We start from the raw sequence: 15263 nt of genomic DNA, 5'->3' as shown, positions 1-15263 counted from the left end.
CAGGCTCTGAGGCGTATCGTCAGCTTATGAGCCGTTCTTGAAGCTGGGAGGCTCGTCATGAGGTCGCGGCGGGTTCATCGGTGGCGGCTGCTGACGTGGCTGGTCCTGGCGTTCAACCTGGCGATGCTGCTGTGGCTCGTGGTCGCGCTGGACGCGGCCGAGAACGACGGCGAGACCTGCGTCGGGGACCTGTGTCGGGAGGCCAACGACCCCGGCAGCTCCATGGGCACCTGGCTGGTGGTCTTCGTCTGGCTGGCGGGCGTGATCCTGACCGTCGCCGCCTGGCTGATCACCCACCACACGGAACGGCCGGGGCGCCGGCCCCGCCGGGGCTGGCACCGCTGACACCGCTCGGGCTCTCAGGACGACGCCCGCTCCTCCAGCTCCGTCGCCAGCACCACCTGCCGCCGCTCAAGACCCCGGGACACCGCGGGGCGCCGGTCGGCGATCTCCTCCAGCAGCAGGTCGATCATTCTGCGGCCCATCTCCTCGATGGGCTGGCGCACACTGGTCAGCGGCGGCTCCATGTGGCGGGCGATGGCCGAGTCGTCGTAGCCGACGAGGGCCACGTCGTCGGGGATACGGAGCCCCGCCTCGCGCAGCACCTGCCGGGCGCCCGCCGCCATCACGTCCGAGCCGGCGAAGACGGCGTCCAGATCGGGCCGCCGCTCCAGCAGCGCCGCCATCGCGCGCCGCCCGCCCTCCTCGGTGAAGTCGCCCGGCTCGATCAGCCGCTCGTCCACCGTCCGCCCCGCGTCCCGCAGGGCGTCGCGGTAGCCGTCGACGCGGCGCTGGGCGCCGTACACGTCGAGGCGGCCGGTGATGTGGGCTATCTCGCGGCGGCCACGGGACAGCAGGTGCTCCACAGCCTGGCGGGCGCCGCCGTAGTTGTCGGAGTCCACCGAGGTGAGCGTCTCCGCGGCGGATCTCGGGCCGCTGATCACGGCCGGAATCTCCAACTGGGCGAGCAGATCGGGCAGCGGGTCGTCGGCGTGCACCGAGACCAGCAGCACACCGTCGACCCGGTGCGCGGCGAGGTACTGGGCGAGCCGGCGCCGCTCACGGTCGCTGCCCGCGAAGATCAGCAGCAACTGCATCTCGGTCTCGGACAGTTCGGCTCCCACGCCCTTGAGCATGTCGGAGAAGTACGGCTCCGCGAAGAACCGGGTCTCCGGCTCGGGGACGACAAGGGCGATGGCGTCGGTGCGGTTGGCGGCGAGGGCACGGGCCGCGGTGTTCGGGACATAACCGAGCTCGGCGACGGCCGCCTCGACGGCGGCGCGGGTGGCGTCACTGACCCTCGGCGAGCCGTTGATCACCCGGGAAACGGTCCCGCGACCGACACCGGCACGCGCCGCGACCTCTTCAAGCGTAGGCCGCCCGCCACTCCGCCCCCGCGCTCCGTGGCTTGCCATGGGCTCCGCCTTTCGCCGTCGTCTTGTCGCTGGCCTGGAATTTAACAGTCCCGTCCCCCGTCGTGGCCGTCCACAGGGACGGGCCGCACAAAGCCGACCGGCATCGAGAAGCCGGGGCGCCGCTCATCCAGTGGCGCACCCCCGCCTTCCAGTTAACGTCCCGATAACTGAACGCATCTCTCCGCTCCCACGCCCTTGACACCCCCGCCCGGACCGACGACTCTTCAACACATCACTTGTGGGAGCGCTCCCACAGTACCTGACACATACACATCCCGCACGTTCCCCGCCCGAGCCGCAGCGAGAACTAACGGGCCCAACAGTGCAGTTGGCCGGGGGGTCGGCACGTCAGGGCAACAGGAGGACGCAATGCGAGCACGTACCCGAATCCGCCGTAAGGCGGTTGTCCTCGCGGCGGTGGCGTCGCTGGGCGCCGGGCTGCTGGCCGGCTGTGCCGACGACGGCAACGACGACAACAGCTCGTCGACCGAGGGCGGTGGCGGCAAGACCAAGATCACCCTTGGTCTGTTCGGCACCGCGGGCTTCGAGGAGTCCGGTCTGTACAAGGAGTACGAGAAGCTTCACCCCGACATCGACATCCAGCAGACCGTCGTCGAGCGCAACGAGAACTACTACCCCGCGCTGCTCAACCACCTCACCACCAACAGCGGCCTCCAGGACATCCAGATGGTCGAGGTCGGCAACATCGCCGAGATCGTCCAGACCCAGTCGGACAAGCTGCTCGACCTGTCGAAGTACGGCAAGGAGAGCGACTATCTGGAATGGAAGTGGCAGCAGGCCACCACCGAGGACGGCCAGACGGTCGGTGTCGGCACCGACATCGGCCCGATGGCCATCTGCTACCGCACGGACATGTTCAAGGCGGCCGGGCTGCCCACCGACCGCGAAGAGGTCGGCAAGCTGTGGGCCGGCAGCTGGGACAAGTTCGTCGACGTCGGCAAGCAGTACCAGGACAAGGCGCCCAAGGGCACCACCTTCCTGGACTCCCCCGGCGGTCTGCTCCAGGCGATCCTCAGCGGTGAGAAGGACCGTTTCTACGACTCCTCCGGCGAGGTCATCTACAAGACGAACCCGGCCGTGAAGGACGCCTTCGACCTCACCGCCGAGGCCGCCGAGGCCGGACTAATCGGCAACCAGACGCAGTTCCAGCCCGCCTGGGACACGACGATCGCCAACAGCAAGTTCGCCGCGATGTCCTGCCCGCCGTGGATGCTCGGCTACATCAAGGGCAAGTCGAAGCCCGAGGCGGCCGGCAAGTGGGACATCGCCCAGGCGCCCAAGTCCGGCAACTGGGGCGGTTCCTTCCTGACCGTGCCCAAGTCCGGCAAGAACGCGGAGGAGGCGGCGAAGCTGGCCGCCTGGTTGACCGCTCCCGAGCAGCAGGCCAAGCTCTTCGGCGTGCAGGGCAGCTTCCCGTCGACGCCGGCCGCGTACGAGTCGACCGAGGTGACCGGCGCGAAGAACGACATGACCGGTGACGCCCCGATCGGCACGATCTTCGCCGAGGCCGCCGCGAACATCCCCGTCCAGTCCATCGGCCCGAAGGACCAGATCATCCAGCAGGGCCTGACCGACAACGGTGTGGTCCTGGTGACCCAGGGCAAGTCCGCCAAGGAAGCCTGGGACAACGCCGTGAAGACCATCGACAACGCCCTGGATCAGTGACCCGTATGACCACTGGGCACGACACCGCCGCCGCGTCCCCCGCAAAGGAGGGGGGCGCGGCCCCGGGCCGCCCGTCCGGCGGCGGTCCGACCGAGCAGGAGCAGCGGCGCCGCAAGCGACAGTCCCGCCGCTGGCAGCGGGATGTGCGGTGGAGTCCGTACGCCTTCGTCTCGCCGTTCTTCCTGCTGTTCCTCGCCTTCGGCCTGTTCCCGCTGATCTACACGGGCTGGGCCTCGCTGCACCAGGTGGAGCTGACCGCGCCGACCGACATGGACTGGGTCGGGCTGCGCAACTACACCCGGATCTTCGACGACGAGTTCTTCTGGAACGCGGCCGAGAACACGCTGACCATCGGCATCATCTCGACCGTTCCGCAGCTGCTGATGGCGATGGGCATCGCGCACATCCTCAACTACAAGCTGCGGGCCTCGACCTTCTACCGGGTCGCCATGCTGGCGCCGTACGCGACCTCGATCGCCGCCGCCTCGCTGCTGTTCGTGCTGCTCTTCGGCCGCGACTACGGCATGATCAACTGGGCGCTGGGCGCGGTCGGGATCGACAACATCGACTGGCAGAACGACAAGTGGGCCTCCCAGATCGCCGTCTCCACCATCGTCATCTGGCGCTGGACCGGGTACAACGCGCTGATCTACCTGGCCGCGATGCAGGCGATCCCGCAGGATCTGTACGAGTCGGCGGCGCTGGACGGGGCGAGCCGTTGGCAGCAGTTCTTCCATGTCACGCTGCCCTCGCTGCGCCCGACGATCCTGTTCACCGTGGTCGTGTCGACGATCGGCGCCTCCCAGCTGTTCGGTGAGCCGCTGCTGTTCGACGCGAACAAGGGCGCCTCGGGCGGGTCCCAGCACCAGTTCCAGACGCTCGGCCTCTATCTGTACGAGCAGGGCTGGGTGAACCAGCACCTGGGCCGTGCCTCCGCCATCGCCTGGACGATGTTCCTGATCCTCATCGTGATCGGGATCGTCAACTACGTCATCTCGCGCCGGCTGCGCGCCAGTAGTTAGGAGACCGGCCGTGACGACGACCCTGACGAAACCAGACTCCCCCGAGGACCGGCGACCGCGTGTGCGTCGGCCCAAGGCGGCGCGGGCCGGCGGGCAGATGCACGCGGGACCGATCGCGTATGTGATCCTCGCGCTGTTCACCCTCGGCTCGCTGTTCCCGCTGGTGTGGACGGCGATCGCCGCTTCCCGTGACAACCAGCGGCTGGCGCAGACCCCGCCGCCGTTCTGGTTCGGTTCGAACCTCTTCGACAATCTCGATCTCGCCTGGAACGACGCCAACTTGGGCGAGGCGTTCCTCAACACCACGTTCGTGGCCGGGGTGTCGGCGGCGACGATCGTGTTCCTTTCGACGATCGCCGGTTTCGCCTTCGCCAAGCTGCGCTTCAAGGGCCGTAACGCGATGATGCTGATCGTGATCGGCACGATGATGGTGCCACCGCAGCTCAGTGTGATCCCGCTGTACATGATGGTCGCCGAACTCGACTGGTCCGACCAGCTCCAGGCGGTGATCCTGCCCTCGCTGGTGAGCGCGTTCGGTGTGTTCTTCATGCGGCAGTATCTGCTCCAGGCGCTGCCGGACGAGATCATCGAGGCGGCGCGGGTGGACGGCGCGAGCAGTTGGCGTGTGATCTGGCACGTGGTGTTCCCGGCGGCCCGTCCCGCGATGGCCGTGCTGGGCATGCTGATGTTCGTGCAGACCTGGAACGACTTCCTGTGGCCGTTCCTGGTGCTGACCCAGAACGGCAATCCGACCGTGCAGGTGGCGGTCGCGGGCCTGGGCCGCGGCTATACGCCGGACCAGTCCCTGATCATGGCGGGCGCGCTGCTGGGCACGCTGCCGCTGCTGATCGTCTTCGCGATCTTCGGCAAGCAGATCGTGGGCGGCATCATGCAGGGCGCGGTCAAGGGCTGACGCCCCCGCATCCCCCGTATCTCTCCAGGGGCCGGGTCACCGCCGCTCCGGCCCCTTCTCCCCTCCCCCTACACGTCGGTCTTCACGAGCTCAATGGGAGCGCTTCCATGCCTGAGTCCGCACAGCCGGTGACCCCGGTGACCTTTCCTCCCGCCTTCCTCTGGGGCGCAGCCACCTCCGCGTACCAGATCGAGGGGGCGGTGCGGGAGGACGGCCGTACCCCGTCGATCTGGGACACCTTCAGCCATACGCCGGGCAAGACGGCCGGCGGCGAGACCGGTGACATCGCTGTCGACCACTACCACCGCTTCCGTGACGACGTGGCGCTGATGGCCGGGCTGGGCCTGACGGCGTATCGCTTCTCGATCTCCTGGTCGCGGGTGCAGCCGACCGGCCGTGGCCCGGCGATCCAGCGGGGTCTGGACTTCTACCGCAATCTGGTGGACGAGCTGCTGGCGCACGGCATCAAGCCGGCGGTGACGCTCTACCACTGGGATCTGCCGCAGGAGCTGGAGGACGCGGGCGGCTGGCCGGAGCGGGACACGGCGTACCGGTTCGCCGAGTACGCGCAGATCGTCGGTGAGGCGCTCGGCGACCGGGTGGAGCAGTGGATCACGCTCAACGAGCCGTGGTGCAGCGCCTTTCTGGGGTACGCCTCGGGTGTGCACGCGCCCGGGCGTACCGACCCGGCGGCCTCGCTGCGCGCCGCGCACCACCTGAACCTGGCGCACGGCCTGGGTGCTTCGGCCCTGCGCTCGGTGATGCCGGCCCGCAACTCGGTGGCGGTGAGCCTGAACTCCTCGGTGGTCAGGGCGGTTTCCGACGATCCGGAGGACCTGGCGGCCCGGCAGCGGATCGACGACCTGGCCAACGGCGTCTTCCACGGGCCGATGCTGCACGGCGCCTACCCGCAGTCGCTGCTGACGGCGACGCAGTCGCTGACGGACTGGTCGTACGTCCAGGACGGTGATCTGGCGCTGATCAACCAGCCGTTGGACGCGCTGGGCCTCAACTACTACACGCCGACGCTGGTGTCGGCCGCCGCGTCGGCCCCGGCGGGCCCGCGCGCGGACGGTCACGGGGCGAGCGCGTACTCGCCCTGGCCGGCCGCGGAGGACGTCGCGTTCCACCAGACCCCGGGCGAGCGTACGGAGATGGGCTGGACGATCGACCCGACGGGCCTGCACGACCTGATCATGCGCTACACCCGTGAGGCCCCGGGCCTGCCGCTGTACATCACGGAGAACGGCGCGGCCTACGACGACAAGCCCGACCCCGACGGCCACGTCCACGACCCGGAGCGGATCGCCTACCTCCACGGCCACCTCTCGGCGGTCCGCAGCGCCATCGAGGACGGCGCCGATGTCCGCGGCTACTACCTGTGGTCCCTGATGGACAACTTCGAGTGGTCCTACGGCTACGACAAGCGCTTCGGCGCGGTGTACGTCGACTACACGACCCTGGAGCGGACCCCGAAGTCGAGCGCCCTGTGGTACGGGCAGGCGGCTCGAACGGGGGCGCTTCCGGGGGTGGAGTCGGTCTGACGGGGGGCGCGGCGCCTTGCGGGGCGCCGCGCCCTGTTGTGCCGTCCAGGGTCGACCACCCCAGGCCGGGGACCGCGTGGTGCCGGCCGGCGTAGGGCGGATGTGCGCCCCGGCCGGATGGGGGCGTGAGGCCGGCCGGGGCGCGTTCCCCCGTGGTCGGTTGTAGACCGCTGGTCAGTTGTAGGCCGCGAAGGCCTTGGCGAAGGCGTTCTTGTCCTGGTCGATGGAGCTGCACGTCGCGTCGGCCGCGGGCTTCGGGCCGCCGGGGCAGGCCTTGTCGCGGGTCGCCGACCACATCGACAGCCAGCCGAGGCCCTTGGACCTGGCGAAGTTCACCAGCTGGGTGGCGTCCTCGACCTTGAAGACCTCCGTGACCACGTCGTTGACGCCGATCATCGGGGTGACCGCGACGGTCTTCCAGGCGGCACTGTCGGACAGGCCGAGGACACCCTTGATCTGGGCCTGGGTGGCGGTGGCGGCCTGCTCGGCGTAGGTGCCCATGTCACCGCTGTACGCCGGGCCGTAGTCCATCGCCATGATGTTGACGGCGTCGATGTTCACGCCGTTCTTCTTGGCGTCGGCCAGCAGGTCCACGCCGGGCTGGGTCAGGCCCTCCGGCATCACCGGGAGGGTGAAGGAGACGTCCAGGTCGGGGTGTTGCTTCTGGAGCTCGGCGATGGCCTGGGCGCGGCGGGTGTTGGCCGCGGTGTCGGGCAGCGCGCCGCCCTCGACGTCGAAGTCGACCTTGGTGAGGTCATAGGCGTCCACGACCTTGCCGTACGCCGTCGCCAGCGCGTCCGCCGAGGAGCAGGTCGTCGCCAGCTCGCTGCCGGCCGCGCCGCCGAAGGACACCCGGACGTCGCCGCCCTTGGCGCGCAGTGCGCCGATCTGCGCGGCGACCGCGTCGCTCGCCAGGTCGCTCACCCCGCCCCACTTGGGCGTACAGCCGCCTCCGTCGGTGACGAAGGCGAGGTTGTAGTCCTTCACGCCGGTGGCCTCGGCGGCGGCGACCAGGTCGAAGGCGGGGTAGAGGGAGGTGTCGACGTACGGGGCGAATCCGGCGTTGGTCGTGTTGCCGCTGCCGGTCGACTCCGTGGGCTTGGGGGTGGCGGTCTGCGTCGGGGTGGGGGTGGGGGTGGGGGTGGGGGTCGCGGTCTGGGTGGGGCGGCCGGTGGGCTCCGGGGTCGCGCCGTCGTCCGCCGAGCACTTGACGCCGTCGACGACACAGCCGGTCGGGTCGCCTGAGCCGTTGACGACGAAGCCGACGGTGACCGACTCCCCGGCCGCGAGCCCGTCCTTGTCCCAGGCCGCCGGCTTCACGGTGACGCGCGAACCGCTGACGCTGGACTCGGCGTTCCACAGCGAGCTCAGCTTGGCGCCCGACGGCAGGTCGAAGGTGAGGGTCCAGTCGGCCTTCGTCGAGCCGGTGTCGTTGGTGACGACGTACTGCGCGGTGTAACCGGTCGACCAGTCACTGGTCTTGGTGTACGCGGCGCCCACGCCGGCCGCCTGCGCGGTGCCGGTGAGGAAGACGGCGCCGCCACCGACCACGGCGGCGGCGACGAGGCCGCCTATCGCCTTGTTCCTGCCGCTGACCTTGCGCCGGTGGATGCTCATCGCATGCCTGCTTTCGCTGCTCACGGGGGAGGGGGTGCGGCAGCACGCTAGCGATGTGAAAACGGGCAAACTGCATGATCGGGGCGGGCGTTGAGGATCTTAGGGTGCGCTTAAGGAAGGGATCGGGGCCGGTTAAAGGTCGAGACCAATCGGCCGCTACGGCGCCTGCGCACCCGGTGCCCCCGGCGCTCGGGCGCCCGCCCGTCGAGCTGGATCCAGATCCGCACCTCGGTGCCGCCGAGCACGGACGATCCGATCCGCACGTCCCCGCCGGTCGACTCCGCGAGCCTGCGCACGATGTCCAGGCCGAGCCCGGTCGATCCCGCGCTGCCCGAACCCCGCCCGCGGGCCATGGCCGCCTCGGGGTCGGGTATGCCGGGCCCGGCATCGGAGACGAGCACGATCACCGCGTCCTCGCCGTTGTGCACGTCGACCGCGAAGGCCGTGCCTTCCGCGGTGTGCCGGAAGACATTGCCGAGCAGGGCGTCAAGCGCGGCGGCCAGGTCGGCCCGGGCCACGGGTATCCGCACCGGCCGGTCGACCCCGGCCACCCGCACCTTGCGGCCCTCGTCCTCCGCCAGCGCCGACCAGAACGCCATCCGCTCGCGCACCACCTCGGCCGCGTCGCACCCGGCGCCCGGACCGGCCGCCGCCGTCTGCGGCTTGGCCTCCCGCGCGGTACGGATGATGGTGTCGACCTCGCGCTCCAACTGGGCGACGGCGGCCCGGGTCTGCTCGGCGGCCGGACCGTCCCCGAGCGAGGCCGCGTTCAGCCGGAGCACGGTCAGCGGGGTCCGCAGCCGGTGCGACAGATCGGCCGCCAGCTCCCGTTCGTTCGCGAGCAGTTGGACGACCTGGTCGGCCATGGAGTTGAACGCGGCGGCCGCGAGCCGCAGTTCGTTCGGCCCCTCCTCCGGCACCCTGGCGCCCAGCTTGCCCTCCCCCAGCTCGTGCGCGCCCTCGACCAGGCGCTGCGCGGGCTGCACCATCCGCACTCCGAGCCGGTCGGCGACGGCGACCGAGCCGACGATCAGCGCGACACCGACGGCGGCGAGGACCGCCCAGGCCGTGGAGACGCCGTTGCTGACCTCGGACTCGGGGACGTACACCTCCACGACCGCGATCTCGCCGGAGCTGATCGCGACGGGCTGGAGCAGGGTGGAGCCGCCGGGCACATTGGTGGTGGAGGCGCGGCCGAGCCGCCGTACGGTCGCGATGTCGTCGCCGGCCGCGCGCTGCCGCCCGATGTCGACGGCCTCGGTGCCGTCGGCCGCCGGTATGTGCACGGCCATCTCCTCCTCCGAGCCGGCGGAGGCCACGACGCGTTCGAGCTGGGCGCGGTCGGTGGTGATGGAAAGGGCCGGGGCGACCGCGGCCGCCTCCCGCTCGGCGTTGGAGAAGGCGCGGTCGCGGGCCATCTCCTTGATGACGAGTCCGAGCGGCACCGCGAAGGCGAGGACGACCATCGTGGTGACCGCCAGGGAGACCTTGACCAGGGCCCATCTCATCGCGGCGGCCCCCCTTGCGGTCCCGGTGGCTCCAGCTTCACCCCGACTCCGCGCAGGGTGTGCAGATAGCGCGGGCTGGCAGCGGTCTCACCGAGCTTGCGGCGCAGCCAGGACAGGTGCACGTCGATGGTCTGGTCGTCGCCGTAGGACTGCTGCCACACCTCGGCGAGCAGCTCCTTGCGCGGTACGACGACACCCGGGCGGCCGGCCAGGAAGGCGAGCAGGTCGAACTCACGGCGGGTGAGGTCAAGGCGTACGCCGTCCAGCTCGGCCTGGCGGCGCAGCGGGTCGACGGTGAGGCCGCCGACGCGGAGCACGGACTCCGGCTGCGCATCCCCGACGGCGGCCCGGGACCGTCGTAGGACGGCGGCCATCCGGGCTGACAGGTGCTCGACGGAGAACGGCTTGGTCAGGTAGTCGTCGGCGCCCGCGTTCAGCAGCCGGACGACCTCCGTCTCGTCGTCGCGGGCGGTGGCGATGATCACCGGCACGTCGGTGATCCCGCGCAGCATCTTCAGCGCCTCGGACCCGTCCAGATCGGGCAGACCGAGGTCCAGGACGACCACGTCGAAACGGAAATGGGCGACCTCGCGCAGCGCCTCAAGGGCGGTGCCGACACTGCGCACGGTGTGTGCGGCGTCGGTCAGATGCCGGATGAGGGCCGAGCGTACGAACTGGTCGTCCTCGACCACGAGCACACTTGCCATGCGCCGCACCGTACGCCATGGCGGGGAGCCCGGTCCGGGCCTGTGGACAACTGCCGCGCTGTGGACAACCGGACGACACTTGTGGGACGCGTGAGGCAGTATGGCCCGCGATGCGCAGAGGACTCGTACACGTACTGGCTTGGTCGCTCGCCACGGGCGCGGCGGTCACGCTGTCGTGGTGGGGCGTGCACACGGTCATGGCGGGCACGGCCTACGACCCGCCCCGCGCCCTGCCGATCGCGGCGGCGGACGCGACGACGCAGGAGTCGAAGCCGCTGGCGTCCTCGACGCGGCGATCGACTCCGTCGGAGTCGGAGTCCGGGAAGAGCCCGTCGCCGAAGCCGTCCCCGAGCCGTACGCCGGCACCGTCCAGGACGCCTGCCCCCGGCCCCTCCCCCACCGCCTCCGGCCAGATCAAGAGCTACGACACCGATGGCGGCCGGGTGGTCTTCGACCTCGGCGAGACCTACGCGACGCTGGTGTCGGCGACGCCGGGCACGGGCTGGTCGATGCAGGTGTGGAAGACGGAGTCGTGGATCCGGGTGGAGTTCGCGCAGGGCGCGGACCGGGTGTCGGTGTTCTGCACATGGCACGACAGCGCGCCGCGGGTGGAGATCGGGAACTACTGACCTGGCGGGAGCTGCTGACCTACCGGAACACCGAGGCCGGGGGCGCGGGTGAGGCCACGGCCGCCGCGTCCGTGACCGGGGTGGCGCCGCCCGTGAAGTCGGTGAGTGCCCTGCCGTGCTCGACCCGTCCCGGGTGGGGATCCGAGGCGGCTCGACGGGTCAGCTCCGCGATCGGCAGCGGGTGGTCGGCGGCGACGAGGACGGCGTTGCCGAAGCGTTTGCCGCGCAGGACGGTCGGGTCGGCAACCAGGGCGAGCTCGGGGAAGCGGACGGCGGCGGTGGCGATCTGGCCGCGCAGATGCGCGAGCGGCGGTCCGTCGGCGAGGTTGGCGGCGTACCAGCCGCCGGGGCGCAGGGCCCGGCGCACCTCGTCCAGGAACTCCGTCGAGGTCAGATGGGCCGGGGTGCGGGCGCCGCTGAACACATCGGCGATGACGAGGTCGGCCCAGCCGTCGGGCACCTTGGAGAGCCCTTCGCGCGCGTCCACCGAGCGCACCCGGATCCGGGCGTTCCGGTCCAACGGCAGCTCGCGGCGGACCAGTTGGACGAGGGTCGCGTCCCGCTCGACGACCTGCTGGGTGGAGCGGGGGCGGGTGGCGGCGACGTAGCGGGCGAGCGTGAGGGCGCCGCCGCCGAGGTGCACGGCCTGGACGGGCTTGCCGGGAGGGGCGACGAGATCGATGACATGCCCGAGCCGCCGCTGGTACTCGAAGGAGAGATAAGCCGGATCGTCCAGATCGACATGCGACTGGGGCGCCCCGTCGATGAGCAGCGTCCAGGCCCGCACCCGATCCCGGTCGGGTATCAACTCGGCGAGCCCCCCGTCGACCGCCTCGACGACGGCCGCGGCGGCCGGTTCTTGGCGGCGGGGTTTCTTGGACTTGCCCATCAGACCATTATGCGGAGAGCCGCGAGATCATGCAGTCCCGCGCTCACGCGGAGGTCAGCGACAGTTGTCCGCCGCCTCGATCAGCCGTGCCGCCTCGCCCAGGGCCGCCCGCAGTACCGCCGGATCCGTCGCGCGGTCCGCCTCGCCGGGCGGCAGCAGCCAGTCGGAGCCCTCCACCGGGGGCTCGGGGTCCAGAGTCAGCCCCCGGCCGTCGGTCTGCGTACAGGTGCTGCCCGGTACGTCCCAGCCCTCCGCCGTCCCGGCCGGCACCACGAACCCGAGCGTGTCGCAGCCGTCGTCATGCAGGACGGGCCCCACGGCGTCCCCCGCCCCGCGCCGAAGGATGTCGACCGCCTCCAACCCCTGTCGCGTCGGCACCGTCACCAGATCGCAGGCCGCCCCCGTGCACGGCGGCGCGCTGCACTCCGGGGTCGGCGGGTGCCCCACTGTCGTCGACGGCGTACAAGGATCGATGCTCTGGCTGGACTCCATCCCGGCCTCCACCACGGAACCCTCCTCGAAACGAGCGGGTCGGGAATCGGGCGGCTCCCGGCCCATCTGGTTCAACGTGTCACCGCGTCAACGGCTACGGCACAAGTCCGCCGCAAAGGATGGCAGTTCATGGCAGATGCTGGATGAGATATCCGGTTTGTAGCCAAACACTGCGTGGCGGGTCCGACACAGCAGGTACGTTCTTGCCCGCCGGACTTCGAGGGTACGAAGCGAACAAATCGTTCAACTCGTCTCCAGTCCGGCATGGTTCGACGGTTCGCACGAGAGGACCCGGCCATGACGTCGTCAGAGCTGAACTCGCCCCAGCCACCGAGACCACCCCGACCGAACCTCGCGTTCCGGCAGTTGCGCGGACAGCGCTCGCCGGCCGAGTTCGCCGCGGCGGTCCGCAGGGCAGCGCGCGAGATCGGGGAGCGGGTCAGCTGTGACGCGCGTTACATCGGCAGGGTCGAGGCGGGCGAGATCCGGTGCCCCAACTACGCGTACGAACGGGTGTTCCTGCACATGTTCCCCGGTCGCACGCTCACCGACCTGGGCTTCGCGCCCCGCTCGTCCGTACGCGGGCGCCGGGCACGCGGCGCCGCGAGTGAGATGTGGGGGGTGCCCGAGCCGTATGACACGCAAGACCCGTACGACACGCACGAGAAACCCGAGGAGAGCGACGTGCTGCGTCGCGCATTCATGACCGGCGGAGGCGCCACGGTGGCCGCCGCCTCGCTCAGCCCGTTCGGGCTCGCCATCGACGCCACGGCCGCGGAACGTCCAGCGCGGCGGGTCGGGACGAGCGAGGTGGAGGTGCTGGAGGAAGCGGTCCGCAGGATCCGGCTGTTGGACGACCGGCACGGCGCGGACGGTCTGTACCGGCGCGCGGCGGCTCCGTTGCGCGCCGCCTACGCGCTGCTGGACGCCGGTACCACTCGGCACACGGCGGGTGAACGGCTGCACTCGGGCGCGGGTGAGCTGGCCATCTCGGTCGGCTGGCTGGCGCACGACTCGGGCCGGTTCGACGACGCGCGCTCCCATTACGCGGAGGCGCTGGCGACCGCCCGGATGGCCGGGGACCCGGGTCTGGAGGCGCACGCCTTCTGCAACACGTCGTTCCTCGCGCGGGACGCGGGCCGCCCGCGCGAGGCGGTGCGCGCGGCACAGGCCGCACAGCGCGTGGCACGCCCCCTCGGCTCCGCGCGCCTGATGTCCTTGCTCGCGCTGCGCGAGGCGGGCGGCTGGGCGGGCCTCGCCGACCGCACGGGCTGCGCGCAGGCACTCGCGCGTGCCCAAGCGCTCTACGACCGGGGCCGATCGGACGCCGACCCCGAGTGGATGAGCTTCTACGGCGAGGCAGAGCTGGAGGGCCTGGAGGCGCAGTGCTGGTCGACGCTGGGCGACTGGCGCCGAGCGGCACGGCATGCGGGGCGCGCGGCCCAACTCCAGGACCCGCACTTCACCCGGAACATCGCCCTGTACACCGCGGAACTGGCGGACGACCTGGCGAGGGGCGGCCGCCCGGACGAGGCGGCGATGGCGGGAATGCGGGTACTGGACCTGCTGACCCAGGTCCAGTCGTCCCGCATCCAAACAATGCTGGCAGGCACGGCCCGGGTACTGCTCCCGCACAGACGCGCGTCAGGCGTATCAGCGTTCCTGGACAAGCACGGGAGCTTGCCGCGGGCGGTGTGAACGTTGCGGCTGGGTGGGTGCGGGGGTTTCACTCGCCCGCGCTTGCGGGCTCCCGCTCTCCTTGGCAGCGGGCGCCGCCCCAACGGCATGACTGCCCGCAGCTACGGCAGTTCTGCAGCCCGCCCGGCGCCTGAAGACAAGGCACAGCCGCCCCAAACCCCCACCCACCCACTGAGGGCCACACAGCCCAACCACCCCAACCCGCCCCGCGCCTGAAGACGAAGCACAGCCGCCCCAAACCCCCACCACCCGCTGGGGGCGACGCAGCCCAACCACCTCAGCCCGTCCGGCGCTTGAGGACGAGGCCCCTTCAGGGCCGAAGCGGGGGTCCGGGGGCGGCAGCCCCAGGGGATGGGACGGGTAGGGGCGGCGGGGGCGAAAAACGTCGGCCTCAGCTAGGGGCGGCGGGGGCGAAAAACGCCCTGCCTCAGCCCGCCAGATGCCCCACGTCGTTCCAACTCTCCAGCGCCGGCTCCCCGTACGCCCACCCCAGCACCGACAGCGACGTCGGATTCAGCCGTATCCGCGCAGCGAACGACAGCGGCAACCCCAGCCAACGCGCCCCTATGGACCGCAGGATGTGCCCATGGGCGAAGATCAAGACGTCCCGGTCCGCCGACCGCGCCCACGCCACCACCTCGTCCGCCCGCGCGGTGACCTCATCCAGCGTCTCCCCCGAGGGGACACCGTCCCGCCAGATCAGCCACCCGGGACGCACGGCCTGGATCTCGGCCGGAGTCATGCCCTCGTAGTCGCCGTAGTCCCACTCCATGAGCGTGTCCCACACGGACGCCCGCTCCCCGAACCCCGCCAGCTCACACGTCTCACGCGCGCGTACCAGCGGACTGGTCCGCACCTCCACCCCGGGCAGCCCGTCGAGCGGCGCCCGATGCAGCCGTTCCCCGAGCAGCTTCGCCCCCCGCTGCCCCTCCTCCAGCAGCGGCACATCGGTCCGCCCGGTGTGCTTCCCGGACAGCGACCACTCGGTCTGTCCGTGCCGGGCCAACAGAATGCGCGGTGCCATGGATTCGAGTGCCTTTCCACGAATATGCGAGGCGGAACCCATCCATCATCCCGCACCCTGTGAAAGGGCAACCCGGCGGGCGATCTCTGCGTCTATCAGGGCCGGGGGCGCCCGATGGA

The 15263-nt window shown here is 70.8% G+C and carries 14 protein-coding genes; 7 read left to right on the top strand and 7 right to left on the bottom strand.

Going from position 1 to position 15263, the window contains the following annotated elements; all coding sequences use genetic code 11:
• Window positions 1–57 precede the first annotated feature (57 nt).
• Window positions 58–345 (top strand): hypothetical protein, encoded by a 288-nt coding sequence (locus tag H4N64_RS26305; protein WP_186284893.1) that lies wholly within the window; start codon window positions 58–60, stop codon window positions 343–345.
• A 14-nt stretch (window positions 346–359) separates the two neighbouring features.
• Here the strand turns inward: H4N64_RS26305 and H4N64_RS26300 are convergent, their stop codons facing one another.
• A complete protein-coding gene (locus H4N64_RS26300; RefSeq protein ID WP_186284892.1) occupies window positions 360–1415 on the bottom strand; it encodes a LacI family DNA-binding transcriptional regulator in 1056 nt (351 codons plus the stop codon).
• A gap of 369 nt (window positions 1416–1784) precedes the next feature.
• Between H4N64_RS26300 and H4N64_RS26295 the strand changes: the two genes are divergently transcribed.
• The 4 genes from H4N64_RS26295 (at window position 1785) to H4N64_RS26280 (ending at window position 6580) form a co-directional block, all read left to right on the top strand.
• Complete coding sequence (locus H4N64_RS26295) at window positions 1785–3101, top strand: ABC transporter substrate-binding protein (RefSeq protein ID WP_186284891.1); 1317 nt, start codon at window positions 1785–1787, stop codon at window positions 3099–3101.
• Between the two features lie 5 nt (window positions 3102–3106).
• The gene (locus H4N64_RS26290; protein ID WP_186284890.1) at window positions 3107–4123 is read left to right on the top strand and encodes a carbohydrate ABC transporter permease; all 1017 of its coding nucleotides are present in this window, start codon (window positions 3107–3109) and stop codon (window positions 4121–4123) included.
• Between the two features lie 10 nt (window positions 4124–4133).
• A complete protein-coding gene (locus H4N64_RS26285; protein ID WP_186284889.1) occupies window positions 4134–5036 on the top strand; it encodes an ABC transporter permease subunit in 903 nt (300 codons plus the stop codon).
• 107 nt (window positions 5037–5143) lie between these two features.
• Entirely contained in the window at window positions 5144–6580 is a 1437-nt protein-coding gene (locus H4N64_RS26280; RefSeq protein ID WP_186284888.1) for a GH1 family beta-glucosidase, read from the top strand.
• Window positions 6581–6754: 174 nt separating this feature from the next.
• Here the strand turns inward: H4N64_RS26280 and H4N64_RS26275 are convergent, their stop codons facing one another.
• The 3 genes from H4N64_RS26275 to H4N64_RS26265 all read right to left on the bottom strand — a co-directional run bounded on the left by H4N64_RS26275 (window position 6755) and on the right by H4N64_RS26265 (window position 10412).
• A complete protein-coding gene (locus tag H4N64_RS26275) occupies window positions 6755–8197 on the bottom strand; it encodes a glycoside hydrolase family 18 protein (RefSeq protein WP_186284887.1) in 1443 nt (480 codons plus the stop codon).
• A gap of 110 nt (window positions 8198–8307) precedes the next feature.
• Window positions 8308–9705: a sensor histidine kinase gene (locus tag H4N64_RS26270; RefSeq protein ID WP_186284886.1), complete on the bottom strand. Its 1398-nt coding sequence runs from the start codon at window positions 9703–9705 to the stop codon at window positions 8308–8310.
• Complete coding sequence (locus H4N64_RS26265; protein WP_186284885.1) at window positions 9702–10412, bottom strand: response regulator transcription factor; 711 nt, start codon at window positions 10410–10412, stop codon at window positions 9702–9704. Before H4N64_RS26265 ends, H4N64_RS26270 begins: the two co-directional genes overlap by 4 nt.
• Window positions 10413–10522: 110 nt before the next feature.
• Between H4N64_RS26265 and H4N64_RS26260 the strand changes: the two genes are divergently transcribed.
• Window positions 10523–11041 (top strand): hypothetical protein, encoded by a 519-nt coding sequence (locus tag H4N64_RS26260; RefSeq protein ID WP_186284884.1) that lies wholly within the window; start codon window positions 10523–10525, stop codon window positions 11039–11041.
• Window positions 11042–11060: 19 nt separating this feature from the next.
• On the opposite strand, the gene H4N64_RS26255 is transcribed toward H4N64_RS26260, so the two are convergent.
• Both H4N64_RS26255 and H4N64_RS26250 read right to left on the bottom strand, forming a co-directional pair.
• Window positions 11061–11930, bottom strand: coding sequence for a spermidine synthase (locus tag H4N64_RS26255; RefSeq protein ID WP_186284883.1), 870 nt, complete (start codon window positions 11928–11930; stop codon window positions 11061–11063).
• A gap of 54 nt (window positions 11931–11984) precedes the next feature.
• Entirely contained in the window at window positions 11985–12437 is a 453-nt protein-coding gene (locus tag H4N64_RS26250) for a hypothetical protein (protein ID WP_186284882.1), read from the bottom strand.
• 282 nt (window positions 12438–12719) lie between these two features.
• Here H4N64_RS26250 and H4N64_RS26245 point away from each other — a divergent pair, with 282 nt between their 5' ends.
• A complete protein-coding gene (locus H4N64_RS26245) occupies window positions 12720–14120 on the top strand; it encodes a hypothetical protein (RefSeq protein ID WP_186284881.1) in 1401 nt (466 codons plus the stop codon).
• A gap of 427 nt (window positions 14121–14547) precedes the next feature.
• On the opposite strand, the gene H4N64_RS26240 is transcribed toward H4N64_RS26245, so the two are convergent.
• Complete coding sequence (locus H4N64_RS26240) at window positions 14548–15144, bottom strand: histidine phosphatase family protein (protein ID WP_186284880.1); 597 nt, start codon at window positions 15142–15144, stop codon at window positions 14548–14550.
• Window positions 15145–15263 lie beyond the last annotated feature (119 nt).

Origin of the sequence: Streptomyces cupreus (assembly GCF_014257025.1) — a bacterium.
GTDB lineage: Bacteria > Actinomycetota > Actinomycetes > Streptomycetales > Streptomycetaceae > Streptomyces > Streptomyces cupreus.
This window is presented reverse-complemented; position numbering and strand designations above follow the sequence as displayed.

Coding starts and splice junctions, on each gene's coding strand:
- H4N64_RS26305 (WP_186284893.1), top strand. CDS start 58: ATGAGGTCGCGGCGGGTTCATCGGTGGCGGCTGCTGACGTGGCTGGTC.
- H4N64_RS26300 (WP_186284892.1), bottom strand. CDS start 1,415: ATGGCAAGCCACGGAGCGCGGGGGCGGAGTGGCGGGCGGCCTACGCTT.
- H4N64_RS26295 (WP_186284891.1), top strand. CDS start 1,785: ATGCGAGCACGTACCCGAATCCGCCGTAAGGCGGTTGTCCTCGCGGCG.
- H4N64_RS26290 (WP_186284890.1), top strand. CDS start 3,107: ATGACCACTGGGCACGACACCGCCGCCGCGTCCCCCGCAAAGGAGGGG.
- H4N64_RS26280 (WP_186284888.1), top strand. CDS start 5,144: ATGCCTGAGTCCGCACAGCCGGTGACCCCGGTGACCTTTCCTCCCGCC.
- H4N64_RS26275 (WP_186284887.1), bottom strand. CDS start 8,197: ATGAGCATCCACCGGCGCAAGGTCAGCGGCAGGAACAAGGCGATAGGC.
- H4N64_RS26270 (WP_186284886.1), bottom strand. CDS start 9,705: ATGAGATGGGCCCTGGTCAAGGTCTCCCTGGCGGTCACCACGATGGTC.
- H4N64_RS26265 (WP_186284885.1), bottom strand. CDS start 10,412: ATGGCAAGTGTGCTCGTGGTCGAGGACGACCAGTTCGTACGCTCGGCC.
- H4N64_RS26260 (WP_186284884.1), top strand. CDS start 10,523: ATGCGCAGAGGACTCGTACACGTACTGGCTTGGTCGCTCGCCACGGGC.
- H4N64_RS26255 (WP_186284883.1), bottom strand. CDS start 11,930: ATGGGCAAGTCCAAGAAACCCCGCCGCCAAGAACCGGCCGCCGCGGCC.
- H4N64_RS26245 (WP_186284881.1), top strand. CDS start 12,720: ATGACGTCGTCAGAGCTGAACTCGCCCCAGCCACCGAGACCACCCCGA.
- H4N64_RS26240 (WP_186284880.1), bottom strand. CDS start 15,144: ATGGCACCGCGCATTCTGTTGGCCCGGCACGGACAGACCGAGTGGTCG.